The following is a 24,023-nucleotide window of genomic DNA, read 5'->3' on the forward strand; positions in this document are numbered from 1 at the left end:
TTAGTTCCACAAGAATTTTAATACATAATATCATATGCGTCAAAATTTAAATTGCATTATCGCGAGCACTTCTACCATACATGGATTGAGTTATTTAGAATACCTAAAACCAACTTTAAAGAAGTTTTTTAAAGAAAAGAAAAAGCTTGTTTTCATTCCATTCGCTCGTCCAGGTGGCATCACTCACGACGCATATACCGATAAAGTTCGTAAAGCATTAGGTGATATTTTTGACACAATACAGGGTTTACACGAATTCGAAAACCCAATACAAGCGTTGAAAGATGCCGATGCAATTTTTACAGGTGGCGGAAATACTTTCTTGTTGGTTAAAACTTTGCATGACAAAAATCTCATGGCAACTTTGAAAGAAGAAATCTTAAAAGGCAAAGCTTATTTAGGGACATCTGCAGGAAGTAACATTTGTGGTTTAAATATGCAAACAACAAACGATATGCCGATTGTTTATCCTTCTAGTTTTGAAACAATGGGTATTTTAAAATTCAATATCAACGCACATTATTTAGATCCAAATCCGCACTCAACGCACAAAGGCGAAACCAGAGAAACAAGGCTCAAAGAGTTTCAAGTACAAAACAACATCAACGTCATAGGCTTAAGGGAAGGCAGTTACATTAAAGCTAAAGGAGAAAAATTAACTTTAGAAGGGGGTTTAAAAGCACGAATTTTCGAACCTGAAAAAGAAGCTTATGAAATAGAATCTGGTGAAAATTTAGATTTTTTATAAATGGATTTTCAAAACATTCTTAATATCATCCATAAAGATTGCAACCGGATAGAAAATCACGGTAAGATTGCAAACTACATCCCTGAACTTGCAAAAGTCGATCCTGATAAATTCGGTATGTTTCTACTCACCAATGAAAATGAAAGTTATGAAATTGGCGATAGCCAAGAAAAATTTTCAATTCAAAGTATTTCAAAAGTCATCAGTTTAACGATCGCTGCTGAATTAGTTGGACAAGATTTATGGAATCGCGTTGAAGTTGAACCTTCAGGAACACCTTTTAATTCACTTACCGAACTTGAGCGTGATAAAGGTATACCCAGAAATCCTTTTATCAATGCTGGTGCAATTATTATCGCAGATGTTCTACTATCAGTGCTTGACGATCCGATCAATGACTTTTTGACCTTCATCAGAAAATTAGCTGGCGACGATGACATTTACTACAATGAAAAAGTTGCAGAGAGCGAGAAAGATTATGGTTATCGTAACACTGCTTTGGTCAATTACATGAAAGCTTTAGGCAATATTGAAAATGATATTGATGATGTTCTGAATTTTTATTATCATCAATGTGCAATTGAAATGACCTGCGTACAATTGGCAAGAACATTTTCAATTTTTGCAAATGCAGGAAAAAAAATCAGTTCTAAAAAACAAGTCATTTCAGCTAAAAGTGTCAAGAGAATTAATGCCATAATGCAAACTTGTGGCTTCTATGATGAAGCTGGTGAGTTTGCTTATCGCGTTGGTTTACCTGGAAAAAGTGGTGTTGGTGGCGGCATTGTTGCAGTACATCCTACCGCCTACGTTGTTGCAGTTTGGAGCCCAAAATTAAATGAAAAAGGCAATTCAAACCTAGGAATTCATGCTTTGGAGGATTTGACAAATCTTTCTGGCTTATCTGTTTTTTAAAGAAACATTTCAGATTTTGTTAATAGCCTTCTAAGAATTGATAGAATTTGAATTTAAAACTTTAATTTTACCTTTTTAAAAATAAAATCATGAGTAAAAAATCAAGTAAAGTACAAGATTTAATAGATCATAAATTTTTAGAAGAACGCAAAGTTTTTCTCAACGGACAAGTTGATGGTAAAAGTGCAAAACATGTGATCGACAGACTTTTATATTTAGATTTGCTTGACACAAAAGATATACAACTTTACATCAATAGCCCTGGCGGATACGTCACAGATGGTTTTGCCATTTACGACACCATTAAATCTCTTGATAGCGATGTCTCAACAATATGTAGCGGTTTAGCTGCCTCTATGGGATCAGTTTTGTTATCTGTTGGCACAAAAGGCAAACGTTATATTCAACCACATGCAAAGGTGATGATACACCAACCACTTGGCGGTGCGAGAGGTCAAGCTTCAAATATTGAAATTCAAGCACGTGAAATTCTAAAGACAAAAGAATTAAGTGCTCAAATTCTCGCTGATAATTGTGGCCAAGATTTTGAAAAAGTCATGAACGACTTTAAACGTGATTATTGGATGGATGCTCAAGAATCTTTAGATTATGGCATTGTTGACGATATATTAAAATAATGAAGTTCAAATTATTAGCTTCTCAAGAAATCTTACAACTCAGACAAAAAGTTTTAAGACCTGGTAAGCCAATTGAGAGCTGTTATTTTGAAAACGACGATATAGAAAGCACTCAACATTTGGGTGCTTTTTTTGAAGATAAACTTGTCGGCATCATCAGTTTATTTAAAAATAGACATCATCTTTTTAAAACTCAAAACCAAATTCAGCTGAGAGGAATGGCTGTAGAGCCAGACAATCAAAAAAAAGGCTTCGGTCAAAAACTGCTTTGTGAGGCAATTAAATCAACAAAATCCAATGACTTGATTTGGTGTAATGCAAGAGTTTCCGCCTCTACATTTTACGAGAAAAATGGCTTTGTGAAAGCTTCAGATGTTTTCAATATTGAAAATGTTGGTTTACATGTTGTGATGAAATATATCAGAAAATGAAAAGAAATGAATTCATACGTTTGAATCTAAAAGCTGCCGCTGCTTGTGCTATTGCGCCGAGTTTGGTCAGCTTTAATAAAGATGATTTTGATCTGAAATTTAAGCAATTAGCAGGCCTAAGTTTTTCTCATTTGACCTCAACAAAAACATTAGAAAAGCAAACTTATTTAGCTTTTTTAAAAATGAAAAATGCGGCTTTAAAAGATCAAATTAACATACAAATTGTTTCAGGATTTCGTTCTTTTGAAAGACAGAAAGCGATCTTTGAACGAAAGTTTAGAAATAACAAAAAAGAAGGTTTAAATACTGAAGACAATTTCAATAAAATCATTACCTACTCTACTATTCCTGGCACCTCACGCCATCATTGGGGAACTGACATGGACATCATTGACGCCAACCAACCACAGCCAAAAGGAAGCTTGCTGAATCCTGATAACTATCACGGTATAGGAAACTATTGTACTTTAAAAGAATGGATGGAAGCCAATGCAAATCGCTTTGGATTTTATTTGGTTTACACACAAAATTATCATCGAAAAGGCTTTAATTATGAGCCTTGGCATTATTCATATAAACCTATTTCTCAAAGCTTCTTAGAACTTCAAAATTCTGAAAAATTCATATCACGTTGGGCTAAACTCAAATTTGAAGGCAAAGATTTAATGTCAGATGACTTTATCAGAAAATATTTTAAAGACCATATCAATGATATCAATCCAAAATTAAAAGCTTAATGTCTGATAATAACTTCATCGATTTTAAAGATTTTGCCAAGATAGAAATGCGAGTTGGTACAATACTAACCGCAGAGTTATTTAAAGAAGCTAAAAAACCAGCTTATAAAATGACAATTGATTTTGGAAAAATTGGTATCAAAAAAACTTCAGCTCAAATCACTAAAATATACAACCTTGAAGATTTAATAGGAAAGCAAGTGGTTGCAGTCATTAATTTCCCTCCTAAACAAATTGCAAATATGATGAGTGAATGTTTACTTTTAGGCGGACTTGAAGAACATGAAGAAGTTATCATAATTCAACCTGAACGATCAGTCAAAAATGGAACAAAAATCTCTTAAATTGATTATTGTCACTCGAAGTTAACACGTCTTAAAGATAGTTTTCTTGAATAATTCATATTTTAGCAAAAAAAAGAGATGAACAAAAAAGTAATCTTAACAATTCTTGATGGCTGGGGTATTTCGCCAACAGGAAAAGGCTCTGCCGTTGATGCTGCAAACACACCAAACATTGATAAATTATATAAGAAATATCCACATTCAATTTTAAGAACCGATGGTTTGAACGTCGGACTTCCAGAGGGACAAATGGGTAACTCTGAAGTTGGTCACATGAACTTGGGCGCTGGTCGTATTGTTTATCAAGATTTGGTAAAAATCAATATGGCTGTCGAAAAAGACACCTTAAAAAACGAGCCTGTCTTAGAGCAAACCTTTAATTATGCCAAAGAAAACAATAAAGCCGTTCACTTCATAGGTCTTGTCAGTGACGGTGGCGTTCATTCGCACATCAATCATTTAGAAGGTTTAGTCAAAGCAGCTGATGACTATGGTATTGATGAAAAGTACATTCACGCTTTTACTGATGGCCGTGATGTTGACCCACATTCCGGAAAAAATTTCATCAGTAATGTGCTTGATTTTTCTCAAAAATACAACGCACAATTATCAAGCATTATTGGTCGTTATTATGCAATGGATAGAGATAAAAGATGGGAACGTGTTGCAAATGCATATCACCTTTTAACGCAAGGAAAAGCAAATGTTCACACTAAAAATCCTATTGAAGCAATTGAAAAAAGCTATGAAAATGATGTGAGTGATGAATTCATCAAACCTATCAAAATTGATTTAGACGATCAAAAAAATGGTCAGATAGAAAAAGATGATGTTGTTATTTTCTTTAATTTCAGAACTGATCGTGGTAGACAATTAACGCAAGCTTTATCTCAAGAAGATTTTCCTGAATTTGAAATGAAATCTCTTCCTTTATATTTCGTGACAATGACACAATACGATGATCGTTTTAAAAATATCAATATCATTTACAGAAAAGAAAATATCAAAGCAACTTTAGGTGAAGTTTTAGAGTACACTGGCAAATCTCAAATTAGAGCTGCTGAAACTGAAAAATATCCACATGTCACTTTCTTCTTTTCTGGCGGTCGTGAAAAACCATTTAGAGATGAAAAACGAATTTTAGTCAATTCGCCTAAAGTCGCAACTTATGATTTACAACCAGAGATGAGTGCTTATAAACTTAGAGACAAGCTCATTCCTGAAATAAAAGATCAAACTGCAGATTTTATGTGTGTCAATTTTGCAAATCCTGACATGGTCGGACATACAGGTGATTTTGATGCTGCGGTCAAAGCATGTGAAACAGTTGATGATTGTGTTGGTTCTTTAGTTGAAGCTGCAGAAGCTGAAAACTATAGTATGATTATCATTGCTGATCACGGAAACAGCGAAAAAATGCTAAATGATGACGGCTCAGTCAATACTGCACACACAACAAATCCTGTCCCACTTATTTTAGTTGACCAAGATGTTAAACAAATAAAAGATGGTATTTTAGGCGATATTGCGCCAACAATTCTCGACTTAATGGGAATTGAAAAACCTAAATTAATGACTCAAAAATCTCTTATCTCATGAAAAGTATCAGTATTTTAGTAACATTTATCGCTTTTTTAGTAACTCCATTTTCGAGTATTAATTCAGAAAAAGTAACTAAAGAACAAAGTTACGAACTCATGTTAGGTGAGTTTACATTAGATGAATTAATGGATTCTCGCAACGCAGGTTGGTATAATGCAGTTTATGATAGATATTCCCCAAAGCCTAAATTCATTGAAGAAATTTCAAATATTGATGGTTTAGACGAAATCACATTCAGCATTTATCTTGGAACTTGGTGTCCAGATAGTCGGAGAGAACTACCGCGTTTGATCAAGATTTTTGACAAAGCTGACATCTCTCATGAAAAACTTAAACTCGTTGGTGTCACTCAACGTAAACAAATTCCTAACATCACAGATAAAGAACGTAAAGAACTAAACGTTTTCAATGTCCCAACAATTATTGTTTATAAAAATGGTCAAGAAATGAATCGTTTTGTTGAATACGCTGTTGAAAGTTTAGAGGAAGATCTATATAAAATTATGTCAGGTCAAAAATACAAGCACAGTTACGACTTTTAATTTTTAATAAATATGATTTCTCCTAATAAACCAATTCTTGCCATCGATTTTGATGGAACCATTGTTGAAAATCGATATCCTGGTATAGGTAAACCCATGTTGTTTGCTTTTGAAACTCTAAAAAAACTTCAAGATCAAGGTCATATTTTAATATTATGGACTTATAGAAGTGGTAAAAGTTTAGATGAAGCTGTTGAATTTTGTAAGAAGAATGGCATTGAGTTTTATGCCGTAAATAAAAGTTATCCAGAAGAAGAATATTCTGAAAAAATAAGTAGAAAAATTAATGCTGATATTTTTATCGATGATAGAAATATCGGTGGTTTTTACGGATGGGGAGGTATTTATAGAGAACTCATCGGTGAAAATGACGAACTTAAGAACAAGGCTCAAGAAAAATCAAAGAAAGGTTTCTTGAGCTCATTATTTAAAAAATAATAGATGATTATCACAAAAACGTCAGAAGAAATAGAATTAATGCGTGAGAGTGCTCTCATTGTTTCTAAAACATTGGGCATGCTTGCCAAAGAAGTCAAACCAGGTGTCACAACCTTAAAGCTAGATGGATTGGCAGAGGAATTTATTAGAGACCATGGTGCAATACCAGGTTTTTTAGGTCTTTATGATTTTCCAAATTCGCTTTGCATGAGTCCAAATGCACAAGTTGTTCACGGTATTCCAAATGATAAACCATTGATTGAAGGTGACATTATATCGATAGATTGTGGCGCACTCAAAAACAATTTTTATGGAGATCATGCTTATACTTTTAAAGTTGGGGTAGTTTCCCCAGAAATTGATAAGCTTCTTGAAGTCACAAGAGCTTCATTATATAAGGGTATTGAACAGTTCAAGCCTGGCAATCGTGTTGGCGATGTCGGTTTTGCAATTCAGAAATACGCTGAAAAAAATGGTTATGGCGTTGTTCGTGAACTTGTCGGTCATGGTATAGGAAAAACAATGCACGAAGACCCAGAAATGCCAAACTATGGAAAAAGAGGCCGAGGTAAAAAATTTGTTGAAGGAATGACCGTTGCTATTGAACCGATGATTAATCTTGGCACAAAAGATATCAAACAACTTCCTGACGGATGGACAATCTTAACAGCTGACATGAAGCCAAGCGCACATTTTGAACATGATGTTGCTTTAGTTGATGGTAAGCCAAAATTACTTTCAACCTTTGATTATGTACATAAAGCATTAGGTATTTCAACCGAAGAAGAAGATCCGTATCGATTTTAAAAACAATAAAATTTGTAGGAAAGCCATTTCGAAAGAAGTGGCTTTTTTTTATTAAAATCATTTTGTTTAAGCATGACTCGATAAAACCTTAACAAGATTTAACTATTTTGTTTCATATTTATGTATTTATATTAAACAATTATTTATAATTTTGACTATTGTTAAACAAAGTCATGGAAAACATTAAACAGAATTTCAGTATTAAAGATTTAGAATCTCTCAGTGGCGTAAAAGCACACACAATTAGAATGTGGGAAAAAAGATATGGGATTTTGAATCCAAATCGAACTGAATCTAATATTAGAACTTATGATATTAAAGGACTTCAGAAAATACTTAATGTGACTTTTCTGAACGATCATGGATATAAGATTTCAAGAATTTCAAAATTATCTGATAAAGAGATCGCAAGTTATGTTCAAAATATTTCTGTTAGCCGAAGCGATACAAATAGGGCTGTCAAATCAATGAAGTTGGCAATGCTCAATTTTGATCAGTCATTATTTTTAAGGACTTATGACGAATTAATGATAACTTATACATTTAGAGAAATTTACAACAATGTCTTTATTCCTTTATTAAAAGAAATTGGTTTTTTATGGCAAATAGGAACTATATCTCCTGCGCACGAGCAATTTGTTTCAACTCTAGTCAAACAAAAGCTTTACATTAACATTGAAAAGCTGCAACATGAAAAACCTCAAAAAGAAGATAAGGTCTTTGTATTATTTCTTCCGACTGAAGAAGTTCATGACATCGGATTGTTTTACATCAACTATGAGTTACTACTTTATGGCTATAAAGTGATATTTTTAGGTCAATCTCTTCCTAAAAAGGATTTACACTTATTTTCATCTGTATATAGTAAAACAGTATTTATAAGTTACTTTACAGTAAAGCCTGACGATATTGGAAATTATATAAATGAAATTAAAGATTATATGAGTCCAGAAAAATCAGAATATTGGATTCTAGGAAGAAAAACTCAAGAAATTACAGAAAATCAAATTGAATTACCATCCAACTTTAAAACCTTTGGAGACATTTCAGAAATGACATTAAACTTATAAAATGAAAAAGAAAATAACAATTATAGGGTCTGGGTTTTCATCTTTAGCAGCAGCAGCATATTTAGCTAAAGCTGGTCATGAGGTTCACATTTTTGAAAAAAATGATACCATTGGCGGACGTGCTAGACAACACAAAGCTAAAGGATTTACATTCGATATGGGCCCCTCATGGTATTGGATGCCTGATGTTTTTGAAAGATTTTTTGCTGATTTTAATAAAAAACCATCAGATTATTATCAACTTGAACGCTTAAACCCTGGTTATCAAGTTATTTTTGAAAATGGAAAAAAAATTAAGATAGGTGATAATTTTGAAGAAATATATGAAGTTTTTGAAGCTGAAGAAAAAGGTGCATCAATCAAGCTTCAAAAATTTATTAAGGAAGCGCAAGATAATTACAAAGTTGCAATTGAAAAGCTTGTTTACAAACCAGGTTTATCTCCATTAGAACTTGTAACACCAGAAACAATCAAAAAATTAAATACTTTTTTCAGTACGGTTAGTAAAGATGTAGACAAAGAGTTTGAGAGTGAAAACCTTAAGCAAATCCTTAAATTTCCTGTTCTATTTTTAGGCGCAAAACCAAGCGAAACACCTTCATTTTATAACTTTATGAATTATGCTGATTTCGGTTTAGGGACTTGGCACCCAAAAGGAGGTTTTTTTGCTGTCGTTCAAGCAATGCAAAATTTAGCTGAATCTTTAGGCGTGAAAATTCATACAAATTCTGACGTTCAAAAAATTAATATTGAAGACAAAAAAGCTAAGTCTATAAAAGTTAATGATGAAATTATTGAATCTGACATCATATTATCAGGTGCCGACTATCATCATAGCGAACAATTGCTTGATGAAAAATACAGACAATATTCAGAGTCATATTGGGATAAAAAAGTTTTTGCACCTTCTTCTCTCTTATTCTATCTAGGTTTTGATAAAAAAATAAAGAATGCTGAACATCATAATTTATTTTTTGATGTCGATTTTGATGCACATGCTGACAGCATTTATAGCACAAAAAAATGGCCTAAAGAACCTTTGTTTTATGCAAATTTCACATCAAAAACAGATTCCGATACGGCTCCTGAGGGTTGTGAAAACGGCTTCTTCTTGGTTCCAATAGCTCCTGGTCTCGAAGATACAAATGAACTCAGAGAAAAATATTATGGTATTATAATGGATAGATTTGAAAAATTGACAGGAGAAAAAATTAAAGATCACGTTATTTATAAAAAATCCTATTGCGTTAATGATTTTGTAAAAGATTATAACTCTTATAAAGGAAATGCATACGGCATGGCAAATACGCTCTTACAAACAGCGTTTTTAAGACCAAAACTCAAAAGCAAAAAAATAGATGGACTATTTTTCACTGGACAATTAACAGTTCCTGGGCCTGGAGTTCCTCCTGCTTTAATTTCTGGAAAATTAGTTTCTCAACTCATTTTAAAAAGTCTTCAATCATGAAATCAATTTTTGACATCGTTTCCAAAAGATGTAGTAAAACGGTAACACAATCTTACAGCACATCTTTTTCTACAGCGACAAGATTACTGGCGCCATCTATCAGGCAAGACATTTACAACATCTATGGCTTTGTAAGGTTTGCTGATGAAATTGTTGATTCATTTCATGATTATGACAAAGAAACGCTTTTTCATGACTTTAAAAAGCAGATGTATGATGCTATTGAAAATAAAATAAGCTTAAACCCAATACTCAATGCTTTTCAAGAAACTGTTCATAAATATGAAATCCCTGAACATCTTTATATTTCATTTATGAATAGCATGGAAAAAGACTTACATAAATCGAACTATCTCACTAAAGAAGAATACGAACAATATATTTATGGCTCCGCTGATGTTGTCGGTTTGATGTGTTTAAAGGTCTTTGTTAAGGGAGATCAAAATAAATATGATGAATTAAAAGAGTGTGCCATGCGTTTAGGTTCTGCTTTTCAAAAAATAAATTTCTTAAGAGATTTAAAAGCAGATATGGAAGGCTTAGAACGAAGCTATTTCCCACATTTAAACCTTCAAGCTTTTGATGATTCAAATAAGGACGAAATTATTATTGAAATAGAAGAAGATTTTAAAGCGGGTTTAAACGGCATTATACATTTACCATTGGAGGCAAAGCTTGGCATTTACACGGCTTACATTTATTATACTAAGTTATTAAACAAAATTAAAAACACACCTTCTTCAGAAATTCAAGAGAGAAGAATCCGTGTTTCAAATTATCAAAAAGCGGGTTTACTCGCTAAATCTTATGTTTTTTTTAGATTAAATCTTATTTAATTATGAAAATTTTTTTATTGATACTCATTTTCCTGTCAACTTTTTGCTTTATGGAATTTATGGCGTGGTTTTCACATAAATATATTATGCATGGCTTCGGATGGTTCTTACACAAAGACCACCACATGAAAGATCACGATTCATGGTGGGAACGCAATGATTTATATTTCGTTTTTTACGCCGTCATCAGTATGTCTCTTTTTATCAGTTTAAATCCATATGCTATTGCAGTTGGCGCTGGTATCGCGGCTTATGGTTTAGCATATTTTTTAGTTCACGACATTTTCATTCACCAAAGATTCAAAATGTTTAGAAATGCTAACAATTGGTATGCAAGAGGAATCAGAAGAGCTCATAAAATGCACCATAAACACCTAGGTAAAGAAGATAGCGAATGTTTCGGAATGCTATTTCCCCCTTTAAAATATTTTAAAAGAGAGCTTAAAAATGCCAAAAAGAAAGCCTAACATAATTATTATTGGTGCTGGCATTGCTGGTATTGCTAGTGCTTTACGACTTCGAAAACAAGGTTTTGAGGTTGATATTTATGAAAAGAATGATTACACAGGTGGAAAAATTCACGCATTTCAAGATAAGCAATACAGATTTGATTTAGGACCATCACTTTTTACGCTTCCTCATCTTGTCACGGAATTAATTGAATTGCATGGAAAAAATCCTGAGACATATTTTAATTATTCCAAACAAAACGAGACTTGTCGATATTTTTGGGAAGATGCCATAAAGTTTACAGCTCCTGCTGACCCTGATGATTTTGTAAAATCTGCTTCATCTATATTTGACGAAGATGAGCAAAACATCAGTCATTATCTTAAAAACACCAAAGATAAATATGAGTTAACTGCAGATTTATTTCTAAAAAATTCACTGCATCAACCTGAAAACTTTTTAAATAAAAAAGCACTCAGAGCAGTTGTAAATATTCAAAAATTAGATCTGACAAAAAGCTTACACGAGCATAATAAGGCATCTTTTAAAAATCCTAAACTCGTTCAATTATTTGATCGTTACGCAACTTATAACGGATCTTCACCATACAAAACCCCAGGAATTATGTCAATGATTCCTTATTTAGAAATGTATGACGGAACCTTTTTACCAGAAAAAGGTATGCACGATATTTCACAATCCTTAACAAAATTAGCCAAAGATGTTGGTATTAAAATACATCTCAATCAGGCTGTTGATGAAATCATCTTCGATCAAAAAACTGCAAAAGCTGTCCGTGTCAATTCTGAGATTCATAAAGCTAATTTCATTATTTCAAATATGGACATTTATCAATCATATCAAACTATTTTAAAAAAAGCCAAAAAGCCTAAATTAAATTTAAAACAAGAAGGCTCAAGCTCAGCACTTATTTTTTATTGGGGAATCAATAAAGAATTCAAAGATTTAGGCATACATAACATATTATTTTCAGAAGATTACAAAAAAGAGTTCGATCACATTTTTAATCAAAAAGCATTTTATGAAGATCCGACAGTTTACATCAATATCACATCAAAAATAATTGAAACAGATGCCCCTGAAAATTGTGAAAATTGGTTTGTTATGATAAACGCCCCTGCTGATGGAAAAATCTTGAGTGAAGAAATGATCCATAAAATTCGTCAACAAATCATTTCTAAAATTAATCGTGTTTTAAAAACAGATATCGAAAAGTATATTGAAATAGAGCATTGTTTGACACCAAAAGATATTGAAAAACAAACTTCCTCGCATCAAGGTTCGCTATATGGAATGGCAAGTCATGGAAAATTTTCTAGTTTTCTAAGGCATGCAAATTTCACTTCTCAAATTAAGAATCTTTATTTTTGTGGCGGGAGTGTTCACCCCGGAGGAGGAATTCCGCTATGTTTGTTATCAGCTCAAATTGTTTCTGATCTAATCCAAAATAACAATGACAATTAACCTAAAAATCAAACCTCAGTTTTTACTGATTTGGCTCTTCCATATTTCGGCAATTATCGGAATCACATTAGGTTACGCTGATTGGTTTTTACCGAAGACACCCCTCAATTTAATGATTATTCTTATCATTATGTTGTTCAGCTATAAGTTAATTCATATCAAAAATTTAATTGCATTTTTAATCATATCACTTTTTGGTTTTTTAGTTGAAGTTTTAGGCGTTAATTATGCATGGTTCTTTGGCAAATATGCTTACGGAAATAATTTTGGCTATCGCTTTCTTGGAGTTCCTGTCTTGATCGGCATCAATTGGGCAATACTGAGTTTGACTTCTTATACTATAATCTCTAAATACATAAAAAATAAATGGGTAAAAGCTGGTATTGCTTCTTTATTAATGCTTAGTTTAGATTATTTAATGGAGTTTACAGCGCCAAGATTTGATTTTTGGGAATTTGAAAATAACACGGTTCCCTTACGTAATTATGCTTCTTGGTTTATGTTTGCTTATCTGTTCATGTTGTTGTGTGATTTTTTGAAAGTCAAAGGAAGTTTCAGAACATCAGCACATGTTTTTGGTGTTCAATTCTTATTCTTTATGTATTTCTATGTTTACTTTTGATTATATTATTGTGGGTGCTGGTGCCGCAGGTTTACACCTAAGTATGGCGATGAAAAGAAATGGCTTACTGAATAAAAAAAAGCTTCTTATCATTGAACCAAGCACAAAAAACAGTGATGATAAAACTTGGTGTTTTTGGGAAAAAAAATCAGGATTATGGGACGATTTCATTACAAAATCTTGGTCAAAAGGTGAATTAAGAGCTAATAAAGAAAGTATTGAGTTTGATCTTGATAAATATAAATACAAAATGTTACGGTCTATTGATTTTTATAAAGCCTGTAAAAATCAAATATTAGAAGACGAAAATATTGAGTGGGTTCAAGAGAAAGTCATTGACTACCGAGAAACCAATAAAGAGGTTATTGTCAAAACAAATACAAATTCTTATAACACTGAATTGATGTTTGACAGTAGAATTTCTCCAGAATTTTATAAACCCAATAATTCCATACACATTCATCAACACTTTAAAGGTTGGTATATTAAGACCGAAGAAAATACTTTTGATAATGAACTTTTCACGATGATGGATTTTGATATCAAGGATCAAAACACAACGAGTTTCACCTATGTTTTACCTATCAATAGAAAGGAAGCCTTAGTCGAATTCACATATTTTTCACCTGATATAGTCTCTGATGAAACCTATAACCGTCATCTCAAAAAATATTTAGAGCATATTAAAATCAATAATTATCAGGTCGTTTCTGAAGAAAAAGGTGTCATCCCGATGAGCAGTTTTGATTTTGATAATTTTCAAAGCAAACGCATATATAAAATTGGAACAGCAGCAGGTTGGGTAAAAGCTTCCACTGGTTATGCTTTTAAAAATTGTGAAAGAAAAAGTGAGGAAATTGTAAATTGTCTATTAAATAATAAAAATCTATCCGACCTCAAGAAACCGCTTAAATATAAACATTATGATAAAATGTTTTTGGATGTGCTGAAGTCAAGAAATGATTTTGGTGAAGAGCTATTTTACAGAATGTATAAGAAAAACCCAATTGAGCGAATCTTTAGATTTTTGGATGAAGAATCGAGTTTTAGTGAAGATTTCAAAATTATTTTAAGCTTAAATTCCAAGCCTTTTCATCAAGCATTTATCAGACACTTGAAAAGAGGTTTCAAAACAAATTAACAAGTTTCAATTTTTAAAATCCTAAAACTTGCAAACATTTCTTCTTTAAAAAGATGATTCTTCCTTGTTGCTTTAATTGCTTGTTGATGTCCTTTTGATTTATAAGCATATTTTCGCATGGCATCATAAGTTTTCCAGTGACTGAAAGTGGCCATTTCAGTGAGCGGATATTCCCCAAAACCTTTTGCATAAATTAAATCCGTTTGGGCATTTAAAGTCAATTGGGCTGCAGGAACTGTTTTCCAAAATTTAAAAATTTTCCTTTTATTAACCGAAGCTCTTGTTAGTGAAACAATCTCTTCACTACTATCAGGTTGACTTGCTTCAAATTTGAAAATTGACTTTTGATTCCACTGACCTCTTGCTTTAAAAGCCTGCAAAAAATACGTTGTGATTTTTTTAGAGTGATTTTTATATTTTTTAAAAATAACTGAATTATCCAAAAAATCTTTCGCAGCTTCCTTAGAGTCCCAAACTTGAAGTAAGGCATAAGTTGAGAAATCTGGCCAAGGTTTAAATCCCTGTTGACCGCTGCCCATTAGTTTATAGAAAGATTGTCCTTTTACTTTTTTGAGTTGAGTGTGTGCCAATTGCATTTGAGATAAAGCCCAATATTTAGAACCTGTGTTATCAAATTTAAAAACGCTAAAAGTTACATAGTCACTCACTTTATATTATAAATTTTCTCTGATTGTATTTTTAACTTTATCACTACTCCAATTAGCTGAACCTATTTTCTTCATAATAATTTCACCTTTTTTTGAAATCATATAAGTTGTAGGCAAGCTTGATGATTGAAGTATTTGAGGCGCTTGAGATCTTTGACGATAACTAGGCATATCATAATCATTTTTAGACATAAAAGTATTGACTTTTTGTGGCTCATCATTTGTGACAAAATAAAAATCTACATCATCCTTAAATTCAGTATAAAGTTCTTGAAGGCTGGGCATTTCAGCAATACATGGCGCGCACCAAGTTGCCCAATAATTGATAATCACAACTTTATCTTTTGATTGATTGAAGTTGATGTCCTCTCCTCTCTCATTCATCAAAACCCAATTATAAGTCTTTAAACTCTCTCTGTCATCTTCAGAAATCTCAGATGGACTAAAAGAAATTATTTTATTTATAAAAACTTGAATTGGCGTTCGGGTTTGAGGAATTATCAATAGTATAACAAAAAGCCCAAAAAGAATATTACTCCAATGCTTTTTTAGAAATGATTCCTTTTTTTCTTCTTTATTTTTCATGCGTATAAATTTATAAAAAAACCACCTCGAAAGGTGGTTTTTAAGTCATATTTACCAAATTAAGGCCTAAGCTTTATTTTGTTTTTTAATCATATTTAAAGCAGAACCTTCTTTAAACCAATTAATTTGAGCTTGGTTATAAGTATGATTTGCTTTAATAGTATCTTTTGATCCATCAGCGTGAACAATCTCTATTGTGAGAGGCTTGTCTTCTGAAAAATCTTCAAGATCAACAAAGTTAAAAGTATCATCTTCTTGAATCAGATCATAATCTTGTTCATTATCAAAAGTGATTCCTAACATTCCTTGTTTTTTCAAGTTTGTTTCGTGAATACGCGCAAATGATTTGACAAGCACAACACGCACACCTAAATGACGTGGCTCCATTGCGGCATGCTCACGAGAAGATCCTTCACCATAGTTATGGTCTCCGACAACAACTGTTGGAATTCCTTCAGCTTTATATTGTCTCTGTGTTTTAGGCACAGCGTCATATTTTCCTGTGATCTGGCTTTTCACGAAGTTTGTTTTCATATTGAAAGCATTCACAGCGCCAATTAAACAGTTGTCAGAAATGTTGTCAAGGTGACCTCTATACTTCAACCAAGGTCCAGCCATAGAAATATGATCAGTTGTACATTTACCATGCGCTTTAATAAGAAGCTTGGCATCTGTAATGTTTTTACCATCCCAAGGCTCAAAAGGCGTTAATATTTGAATACGGTTTGAGTTTTCATCAACAGATATATCTACCTTGCTACCATCTTTTAAAGGTTCTACATAACCATTTTCTTCAACTTCAAAACCATTTTCAGGTAACTCTATACCTTGAGGTGGATCAAGTTTCACCTCTTCTCCATCTTCATTGATCAGCGTATCATTCATCGGATCAAAATCTAAACGACCTGAAATTGCAATTGCTGCAACCATTTCTGGTGAACCTACAAAAGCGTGAGTATTTGGGTTTCCATCAGCACGTTTTGAGAAGTTACGGTTAAACGAGTGAACAATTGTGTTTTTCTCATCACCTTTTAAATCGCTACGATCCCACTGACCAATACAAGGTCCACATGCGTTTGTAAAAATAGTGGCATCAAGATCTTCAAATATTTTTAATAAGCCATCACGTTCAGCTGTAAAACGAATTTGCTCTGAACCTGGGTTAATTCCAAAATCAGATTTTGGCTTTAATTTTTTATCAACTGCTTGCTTAGCGATTGAAGCTGCACGCGTTAAATCTTCATAAGAAGAGTTTGTACAAGAACCGATTAATCCCCAATCAACTTTAATCGGCCAACCGTTCTTTCTTGCTTTTTCGCCTAACTCACCAACTGGTGTTGCTAAGTCGGGTGTAAATGGACCGTTTAGATGCGGTCTCAATGTGCTTAAATCAATTTCGATAACTTGATCGAAATACTCTTCTGGGTCATTATAAACTGCATCATCACCAGTTAAGTGTTCTCTAATTTTATTTGCTTCATCAGCAATTTCATTACGGTCAGTTGCACGTAAAAAACGTTCCATAGAATCATCGTAACCAAATGTTGAAGTTGTTGCTCCAATTTCAGCACCCATATTACAAATTGTTCCTTTACCTGTACAAGATAAGTTTTTAGCACCTTCACCAAAGTATTCGACAATTGCACCTGTTCCACCTTTAACAGTTAAAATTTCAGCCACTTTAAGAATAACATCTTTAGCAGCTGTCCAACCTTGTGGTTTACCAACTAATTTAACACCTATCAGCTTTGGAAACTTGAGTTCCCAAGGCATTCCAGCCATAACGTCAACAGCATCTGCACCGCCAACACCAATAGCGACCATACCGAGTCCTCCAGCATTAACTGTGTGAGAATCTGTACCAATCATCATTCCACCTGGAAAAGCATAGTTTTCTAAAACAACTTGGTGAATAATACCAGCTCCTGGCTCCCAGAAACCAATTCCATATTTATTAGAAACTGATCCTAAGAAATCAAAAACCTCTTTACTTGTATCATTAGCACGTTTTAAATCGGCTGCAGCACCTTGTTTAGCTTGGATTAAATGGTCACAGTGAACAGTTGTCGGAACTGCAACTTTATCTTTCCCTGCTTGCATAAATTGAAGCAACGCCATCTGAGCAGTTGCATCTTGACATGCAATACGGTCTGGAGAAAACTCTACATAATCCTTACCTCTTGTAAATTTGGTTGATGGTTTTCCATCCCAAAGGTGTGTATAAAGAATTTTTTCTGCAAGTGTCAAAGGGCGTCCAACGATCTCTCTCGCGAGATCAACACGCTCAGCCATTTGACTGTAAACTTGCTTTATCATATCAATATCAAAAGCCATAAAACGTATTTTTTTGTTAATTGAACAAAAGTAAGAAATATACTTCGGATTTAAAAGTTATCAAGCTTTATGAAGTATTCATGCATATTATCTACTAAAAAATCAATTTCAGCTAAAAATAAAAGCAATGTCTCTAAATTATACGCTTATAATTTAAAATCTGATAATGAAAAGTAAAAAATTAAGAACAATTAAAATTCAGGCTAAGTAATTTATAATCGTTTTACATAAGCTGATTGATGATCGCATTGATATCAACACCCTCTGCTTCTGCCTTGTAATTTTTAACGACACGATGTCTCAGAATTCCTTCAGCTACAGCTTGGATGTTTTCTATGTCTGGAGAATATTTTCCATTGATAGCAGCATGCGTTTTGGCCGCCAAAATGAGGTTTTGTGAAGCTCTTGGTCCTGCGCCCCATTCAACATAATTCTTGACAATTTCTGCTGCTGAATCTTCGAAAGGTCTCGTTTGAGAAACCAACTTTACAGCATATTCCACGACATTATCTGCAACTGGCATTTGACGGATTAACTTCTGAATTTCAACAATTTCTTCAGCATTAAACAATGCTTTGATATCATGTGTAATATTTGAGGTCGTGGCTTTAACAACATCAACTTCTTCTTGAAATGTTGGATAGGTGAGATTTATTGAAAACATAAATCTATCCAATTGCGCTTCTGGTAAAGGATACGTTCCTTCTTGCTCAATTGGGTTTTGGGTTGCCAAAACAAAATAAGGTTCTTCCAATTTAAAATGCTGTCCAGCAATTGTAACAGATTTTTCTTGCATCACTTCTAACAAAGCCGACTGAGTTTTAGGCGGTGTTCTGTTAATTTCATCAGCAAGAATAATGTTGCTAAAAATTGGCCCTTTAATGAATTTAAACTGACGAGATTCATCTAAAATTTCAGCACCAAGAATGTCACTCGGCATCAAATCTGGTGTAAACTGAATACGATTAAAATCTAGACCTAAAGTCTTTGATATTGTATTGACCATCAAAGTTTTTGCTAAACCCGGGACACCGATTAAAAGTGCGTGTCCACCAGAAAAAACAGAAATTAAAATCTCATCGACAACTTTATCTTGACCGATAATAACTTTTGCGATTTCTTTTTTTAAACTTTTGTATTTGATTACAAAATTATTGATGATCTCAACTTCAGACATGTTTTATTTTTTAATCCATTTCTGTGCAAATTTGCAATCTCTGTACTCTCCATTGATTTTTACATAAGTTGATTCCAGTTTTTCATCAACCCACTTACTGATTGCTTCGGCTTGTTTCTTTTTTAAAGCAAGCTCTCTAATCTTAGTGTAATCTTCAGTGAAATCAGCAACGTGTTCGTCAATTCTGTTATTCACAGTAATTATTTTAAAGAAAACTTCGTTAGTTCTAGGTTTTGTATCAGTCAAAACTTTTGAAACCTCATCTTCTTTTAAATTCACAACTTGGTCGTAAATACTCGGATCAATTTTCGAAAGTTCAAACCTTGTATCACCTGTTGCGCCATTAATTAACTGTCCACCGCTTTCACGAGTTTCCTTTTCATCAGAAGCTTCACGTGCAGCGTTTGCAAAAGAAACATCACCTGAAAGAATTTTTCCTCTGACATCCTTAATTTTTTCCTTAGCTTCACTAATTGCTTTTTTAGTGACCTCTGGATAAAGTAATATGTGACGTACATCAACTTGCTGACCTCTAATTTTTTCAACAGTAAGGATATGGTAACCAAATTCAGTTTTAAAAGGACGACTAACTTCGCCTTCTCTCAAACTAAATGCAGCTTCTTTAAATTCTTTAACATAAGGATCATCACGCTTTAAAGTGATTTTTCCACCTTTACGACGCGAGCCTAAATCTTCAGAATAAAGAATTGCCTTTGTTGCAAAGCTCGCTCCGTTTTCAAGAACATCAGTTCTAAACTCATTTAATTTATCAATCACAGCCTGCTTTTCTTCTTCTCCGCTTTCAGGATAAATAACAATCTGAGCAATTTCAACTTCATCACCTAAAACTGGACGTTCATCAGCTGGAATTGCTTCAAAATATTGGCGTGTTTCTTCAGGCGTGATTTCAACTGCATCAACAATTTCGCCTTGCATTTCTTCAGAAAGCAGTTTCTCTTTATTGATGCGTTTTAATTCTTCTTTTAATTCAGACTCTGAATCATATTTATAAAACTCAACCAACTTATCCATGCTTCCTACACGCTCAACTAAAGCGCCAATCTGCTGGTCGGTGTAAGCATCAACTCTTGCTTGATTGTATGGTAAGCTGTCTTGAACTGCATGGTGCGCAAGTAATTTATTCTCTAGCAAACTCTCTGCTAAATCACAGTAAGAAACCTCAGATTCGTAACCTTGAGATTTTGCATCTTGAAAAAGTTTCTGAATATCGCTTTCTAATACGAGGTAATCACCTACAACACCAGCGACACCGTCAACCTTAACACGATCGATTTTATTCGTTTTAACAGAATCAATTTGACTAATTGGATTTTGTTTATTGAGCAAGTTGTCTTTTTCATCAACTGTTATTTGTGCTAATGTCAATTGACACATAAAAAGTGCACCAAATACATATAAAAAGCTCTGTTTATTCATATAATTTGTATTCATTATTTTGTATTGCATCCTCTTTTATCTCTTGCTGAATTTGTTTTGAAACTTTCAGCTTCATCTTATTGATTAAAACCTGTTTAACAGTTGGTTCTATGTAGCTCAAAGGGGCTTGATCATTTCGTTCCAAGCGATCCTTGATAAAAATAAATACAAACGTATCTTTTAAATTTGTTTCTACAAAGCCATTTTGCTTAAATAATTCAGATTCAATTCCTTCCTCGGTTCCAACGCTAAATTCTTTAACAATATCAACCTCGCGAACCCATGTTGAATCGTTTAAATATAACGACTTAAATTCTAATGATTTATTTGCCAAATAAGTTTGATCTTCTTGACTGAAATTTTTAAAACTTTTTTTGATTTTTGATATATCCTGTAAATCTTTACGCAACTTGATATACCTGATTTTCATTAAATTTTCATTTAACTTAAAGTTAGGTTTATTCTTTTCGTAATAAGAAACAATTGCCGCAGAATCAATTTCAGTTTTTGCTTGCGCTTCAACTAGAGCATCTAAATATGCTTTTTTGTAAAGCTCTTGTTTGTATTTCTTTGATAAACTATCAAATTCATTTTTTATAGATTTTGGCAAATTCAATTCTGCTTTATCCATAATCAATTTATCATTTGCCCACTTTTCAATATAAGATCTGACGTATGACAAACTATCATCACCCGTCAATTTCTCAGGAATATTTGCTAAAAGTTGTTCTTTAAAGAGTTTGTGTTTATTAACGCTTGCAACAACTTCTCTATCATCTCCAGATTGAAAAAGTTGGCATGAATGAAGTGTCAAAACAAAAACACTCAATAATAAGATTTGATATTTACTCAAAAGTTTGTTTTATTGTTTTTAAAACGTCTTCATTAATTGAAATCGTATATTTCTTTCTTAAAGATTTTATCCACTGATCCTCTTTCTGCTTTTGCATCAAGTTGATTATTTCACCTTTCACATTGTTTAACTCTAGTTGTTTTGCTGGGAAACGCTTTTCAACATCTATAAAAACATAGCCTCCGTTATGCTTTTTAATACTTGATATTTTTTTAGTTGAGAATATCGATGATGGAATTTTTGAACTCTTTGCAGTTATTTCCACCTTATCAATCATAATGTTGTAAGTATCTTCTTGAGTTAAAGCTGACATAGCTTTCTCTGTATTCTTTCTATAAGATTTTCTAAATTTTCTCAAATTCTTTTTATCAGAAGAAGTGAAAATTTTAGCCTGAATACTTTCTTCAGAATAAAAATCTTGAAGATGATTTTGATAATACTCTTGTTGACCTAAAGTATCATTTGAAACAGACTCCCAAACCTGATTTTTCATCACCTCAAATAACAAAATACCATCTCTGTAAGTTTTAACTGAATTTGCAAATTCCGTATTGATATTTTCCAATTCAACGCGGTGATGAGCCACTAATTTATTGTAAAGAAAATCGCTATATATTTTATCAATACGCTGCTTTGGTGTTGCCTTAGCAGCAAAACTCAACTGATTTTTTTCAAAATATTTAAGGTAATCTTTGTAGGTATATTTTTGATTTGCAAATTCAAACAAAACTTTTGAAGGAAGAGCATTTGATTCTTTAATGTTATCAATTTTAAATTTACCATCAACCTTTGTGTTTTCAATAATCTGATAAAGTTTTTCTTTATAATTATCATCAAATTTAGCTTGATAACGCTTTTGCAAATCTTTTGATATCTGTGCGTTGATCAATTTCGCTCTTGAAGAAGTTTTAACCTGACGACGAATATCCGGCTTCATTTCTTCATAAGAAGCTAATGAATCAACTTTGTTGAGCATCAAAATATGCCATCCAAATTTTGTTTTAATAGGTTCAGAAATATCACCGATTTTCTCTAAGTTGAAAGCTGTATTTTCAAAACGCTTTGAATTAATCTCTGAAATACTGAAAGCTTTTAATTGTCCGCCATTTTGGGCAGTATTTTCATCATCAGAATATTGTTTTGTCATTTCTGCAAAATTATCTGAATTAAGCTTTTGATGTAGTTGCTGAATTTTCATTTCTGCTTCTTGGTCTTGCTCAGCATTCTCAACTCTCAGCATAATATGCGAAACAGTAATTTTGCCTTTTGAAGTTCTCTCTCCTGTCTTTTTAATAATATGGTAGCCAAACTTCGTTTTAATAGGTTTTGAAACATCACCAGTTGTCATGTTATAAGTTGCATTTTCAAAAGGATAAATCATTTTGAATGCTCGAAACCAACCTAAATCTCCATCGTTCATTTTCACAGAAGGATCATCTGAAAATTGACGAGCAATTTTATCAAAACCTTCTCCAGCTAAGAGTTTATGACGTGCTTTTTCTGCTTTTTTGTATGCCTTTAATGTATCAGCAGCATCTTTAGAAGAATTTGAAATCAATATGTGTGAAGCTTTCACTTCAGTTTTATATCGATTATATGTTTCTTGGAGCATGGCTTCAGTAATTTCACCATTAGCGATAAAATTATCAGCTAATTGCTTATAATATTTATTATAATCCTTCAAGTATGCTTCAGATTTATCTAAACCTAAAGCTTTTGCTTCTTTGAGTTTGAGATTATAATTTATATAAAGTTGAAAGTAGTTATCAATTGTTTTCTGAGAGTCGTCAATAACAAGATCAAGATTTTTATTATAGTTTTCTAAAAAACCTTCGACAGAATATTTTTCATCACCAATTTGAAATAAAGTTTTGTCTTGATCAACTTTTTGTGCTTTCATAACATTGAAAATGAATACAAAAACCAGTAGTGATATAAATTTGTAACGCATTTGAGGAGCTTAAATTTTAGTTTGCAAAAATACAAATTTTACAAAGGCTTACAAGCCTCTTATTTCTATTAAAAACATTGGTGCTCAAATAAATTATTCTAGGCCATCAAGTTAAAAACCTTGTAAAACACATCTATATTCTTTTTATTTGTCCCAAAAATAAAAAAGATGAAGAAAATTTTCATTCTTGCGATTGCATTGATCGGTTTTCAAAGCATGCAAGCACAATCAAAAGTTGGTACAATTAACAACGAGTACATCCTATCTCAAATGTCTGAAATTAAAGATGTTGAAAAACAATTGATGACATATGGAGAAGAACTTGACAATAATATTCAAGAAAAATACAACGCTTACACGGAAGCTATTACAAAATATAATGAAGATAAGGAAGAGCTAACAAAGGTTGTTCGTGTCTCTCGTGAGAAAAAAATCACTGAGATGGAAAATGATTTACAGAAGCTTCAACAAAATTCTTCAAAATTATTACAAATAAGACAAGATGAATTAATGCGTCCGCTTTATCAGGAAATCGGAAATGCGCTTGAAAAAATCGTCAAAAGAGAAAATTACACACAAGTGATTAATGAAAACCAAAGTTTGATATATATTGATCCTGATTATGATTTAACCATTAAGGTGATGAAAGAAATTGGTTTGGAGATTCCAGATGAAAATCCAATTGATAACAATTAAATTCAACCAAAAAGTTGAATCAAAAAAATGCTTTCAAGTTAGTTTGAA

The 24,023-nt window shown here is 32.7% G+C and carries 25 protein-coding genes; 18 read left to right on the forward strand and 7 right to left on the reverse strand.

The genetic code is table 11. The annotated features are described in order from the left end of the window. Nucleotides 1-34 precede the first annotated feature (34 nt). From pepE to CAP47_RS06060, 17 genes are all read left to right on the forward strand, one after another. Complete coding sequence (gene pepE / locus CAP47_RS05980; protein ID WP_100775812.1) at nt 35-748, forward strand: dipeptidase PepE; 714 nt, start codon at nt 35-37, stop codon at nt 746-748. Beyond that, nucleotides 749-1,663 carry a glutaminase gene (locus CAP47_RS05985; RefSeq protein WP_100775813.1) on the forward strand — a complete coding sequence of 305 codons (915 nt, stop codon included), beginning with the start codon at nt 749-751 and terminating at the stop codon, nt 1,661-1,663. It begins immediately after the preceding gene. A gap of 89 nt (nt 1,664-1,752) precedes the next feature. Beyond that, nucleotides 1,753-2,301, forward strand: a complete 549-nt coding sequence (locus tag CAP47_RS05990; protein ID WP_093244143.1) for a ClpP family protease — start codon at nt 1,753-1,755, stop codon at nt 2,299-2,301. After that, nucleotides 2,301-2,732, forward strand: a complete 432-nt coding sequence (locus CAP47_RS05995) for a GNAT family N-acetyltransferase (RefSeq protein WP_093244142.1) — start codon at nt 2,301-2,303, stop codon at nt 2,730-2,732. The genes CAP47_RS05990 and CAP47_RS05995 overlap by 1 nt, the downstream gene beginning before the upstream one ends. Further along, nucleotides 2,729-3,469 (forward strand): M15 family metallopeptidase, encoded by a 741-nt coding sequence (locus tag CAP47_RS06000; protein WP_100775814.1) that lies wholly within the window; start codon nt 2,729-2,731, stop codon nt 3,467-3,469. The genes CAP47_RS05995 and CAP47_RS06000 overlap by 4 nt, the downstream gene beginning before the upstream one ends. Continuing rightward, the gene (locus CAP47_RS06005) at nt 3,469-3,813 is read left to right on the forward strand and encodes a tRNA-binding protein (protein WP_100775815.1); all 345 of its coding nucleotides are present in this window, start codon (nt 3,469-3,471) and stop codon (nt 3,811-3,813) included. The genes CAP47_RS06000 and CAP47_RS06005 overlap by 1 nt, the downstream gene beginning before the upstream one ends. A gap of 78 nt (nt 3,814-3,891) precedes the next feature. Beyond that, nucleotides 3,892-5,412 (forward strand): 2,3-bisphosphoglycerate-independent phosphoglycerate mutase, encoded by a 1,521-nt coding sequence (gene gpmI / locus CAP47_RS06010; protein ID WP_100775816.1) that lies wholly within the window; start codon nt 3,892-3,894, stop codon nt 5,410-5,412. Further along, nucleotides 5,409-5,957 carry a TlpA family protein disulfide reductase gene (locus CAP47_RS06015; RefSeq protein ID WP_100775817.1) on the forward strand — a complete coding sequence of 183 codons (549 nt, stop codon included), beginning with the start codon at nt 5,409-5,411 and terminating at the stop codon, nt 5,955-5,957. The genes gpmI and CAP47_RS06015 overlap by 4 nt, the downstream gene beginning before the upstream one ends. Before the next feature lie 12 nt (nt 5,958-5,969). Further along, complete coding sequence (locus CAP47_RS06020) at nt 5,970-6,395, forward strand: BT0820 family HAD-type phosphatase (protein WP_093244137.1); 426 nt, start codon at nt 5,970-5,972, stop codon at nt 6,393-6,395. 3 nt (nt 6,396-6,398) lie between these two features. After that, nucleotides 6,399-7,202: a type I methionyl aminopeptidase gene (gene map, locus CAP47_RS06025; protein WP_093244136.1), complete on the forward strand. Its 804-nt coding sequence runs from the start codon at nt 6,399-6,401 to the stop codon at nt 7,200-7,202. 173 nt (nt 7,203-7,375) lie between these two features. Beyond that, on the forward strand, nt 7,376-8,272 hold the full coding sequence (locus CAP47_RS06030) for a MerR family transcriptional regulator (protein WP_100775818.1): 897 nt from the start codon (nt 7,376-7,378) through the stop codon (nt 8,270-8,272). 1 nt (nt 8,273) lies between these two features. Next, nucleotides 8,274-9,740 (forward strand): phytoene desaturase family protein, encoded by a 1,467-nt coding sequence (locus tag CAP47_RS06035; RefSeq protein WP_100775819.1) that lies wholly within the window; start codon nt 8,274-8,276, stop codon nt 9,738-9,740. Next, nucleotides 9,737-10,576 carry a phytoene/squalene synthase family protein gene (locus CAP47_RS06040; RefSeq protein ID WP_100775820.1) on the forward strand — a complete coding sequence of 280 codons (840 nt, stop codon included), beginning with the start codon at nt 9,737-9,739 and terminating at the stop codon, nt 10,574-10,576. Before CAP47_RS06035 ends, CAP47_RS06040 begins: the two co-directional genes overlap by 4 nt. Nucleotides 10,577-10,578: 2 nt before the next feature. Continuing rightward, nucleotides 10,579-11,043: a sterol desaturase family protein gene (locus tag CAP47_RS06045; protein WP_100775821.1), complete on the forward strand. Its 465-nt coding sequence runs from the start codon at nt 10,579-10,581 to the stop codon at nt 11,041-11,043. After that, a complete protein-coding gene (gene crtD, locus CAP47_RS06050; protein ID WP_100775822.1) occupies nt 11,024-12,511 on the forward strand; it encodes a 1-hydroxycarotenoid 3,4-desaturase CrtD in 1,488 nt (495 codons plus the stop codon). Before CAP47_RS06045 ends, crtD begins: the two co-directional genes overlap by 20 nt. Continuing rightward, nucleotides 12,501-13,133: a carotenoid biosynthesis protein gene (locus CAP47_RS06055; RefSeq protein WP_100775823.1), complete on the forward strand. Its 633-nt coding sequence runs from the start codon at nt 12,501-12,503 to the stop codon at nt 13,131-13,133. The genes crtD and CAP47_RS06055 overlap by 11 nt, the downstream gene beginning before the upstream one ends. Continuing rightward, a complete protein-coding gene (locus CAP47_RS06060; RefSeq protein ID WP_100775824.1) occupies nt 13,120-14,274 on the forward strand; it encodes a lycopene cyclase family protein in 1,155 nt (384 codons plus the stop codon). The genes CAP47_RS06055 and CAP47_RS06060 overlap by 14 nt, the downstream gene beginning before the upstream one ends. On the opposite strand, the gene CAP47_RS06065 is transcribed toward CAP47_RS06060, so the two are convergent. The 7 genes from CAP47_RS06065 to CAP47_RS06095 form a co-directional block, all read right to left on the reverse strand. Then, nucleotides 14,271-14,942 (reverse strand): DUF3291 domain-containing protein, encoded by a 672-nt coding sequence (locus CAP47_RS06065; protein ID WP_100775825.1) that lies wholly within the window; start codon nt 14,940-14,942, stop codon nt 14,271-14,273. The two genes, CAP47_RS06060 and CAP47_RS06065, sit on opposite strands and share 4 nt — an antisense overlap. 6 nt (nt 14,943-14,948) lie before the next feature. Then, on the reverse strand, nt 14,949-15,527 hold the full coding sequence (locus tag CAP47_RS06070) for a TlpA family protein disulfide reductase (RefSeq protein ID WP_100775826.1): 579 nt from the start codon (nt 15,525-15,527) through the stop codon (nt 14,949-14,951). A 66-nt stretch (nt 15,528-15,593) separates the two neighbouring features. Further along, nucleotides 15,594-17,861 (reverse strand): aconitate hydratase, encoded by a 2,268-nt coding sequence (locus tag CAP47_RS06075; RefSeq protein ID WP_100775827.1) that lies wholly within the window; start codon nt 17,859-17,861, stop codon nt 15,594-15,596. A 223-nt stretch (nt 17,862-18,084) separates the two neighbouring features. Further along, nucleotides 18,085-19,038, reverse strand: coding sequence for an AAA family ATPase (locus CAP47_RS06080; protein ID WP_100775828.1), 954 nt, complete (start codon nt 19,036-19,038; stop codon nt 18,085-18,087). Between the two features lie 3 nt (nt 19,039-19,041). After that, entirely contained in the window at nt 19,042-20,490 is a 1,449-nt protein-coding gene (locus CAP47_RS06085; protein WP_238140976.1) for a peptidylprolyl isomerase, read from the reverse strand. Then, complete coding sequence (locus tag CAP47_RS06090) at nt 20,468-21,328, reverse strand: hypothetical protein (protein WP_100775830.1); 861 nt, start codon at nt 21,326-21,328, stop codon at nt 20,468-20,470. Before CAP47_RS06090 ends, CAP47_RS06085 begins: the two co-directional genes overlap by 23 nt. Beyond that, nucleotides 21,321-23,228, reverse strand: coding sequence for a peptidylprolyl isomerase (locus CAP47_RS06095; RefSeq protein WP_192869949.1), 1,908 nt, complete (start codon nt 23,226-23,228; stop codon nt 21,321-21,323). Before CAP47_RS06095 ends, CAP47_RS06090 begins: the two co-directional genes overlap by 8 nt. A 219-nt stretch (nt 23,229-23,447) precedes the next feature. On the opposite strand from CAP47_RS06095, the gene CAP47_RS06100 reads away from it, so the two are divergent. Beyond that, the gene (locus CAP47_RS06100) at nt 23,448-23,975 is read left to right on the forward strand and encodes an OmpH family outer membrane protein (RefSeq protein ID WP_100775832.1); all 528 of its coding nucleotides are present in this window, start codon (nt 23,448-23,450) and stop codon (nt 23,973-23,975) included. Nucleotides 23,976-24,023 lie beyond the last annotated feature (48 nt).

Source organism: Psychroflexus sp. S27, assembly GCF_002810405.1.
Taxonomy (GTDB): domain Bacteria; phylum Bacteroidota; class Bacteroidia; order Flavobacteriales; family Flavobacteriaceae; genus Psychroflexus; species Psychroflexus halocasei_A.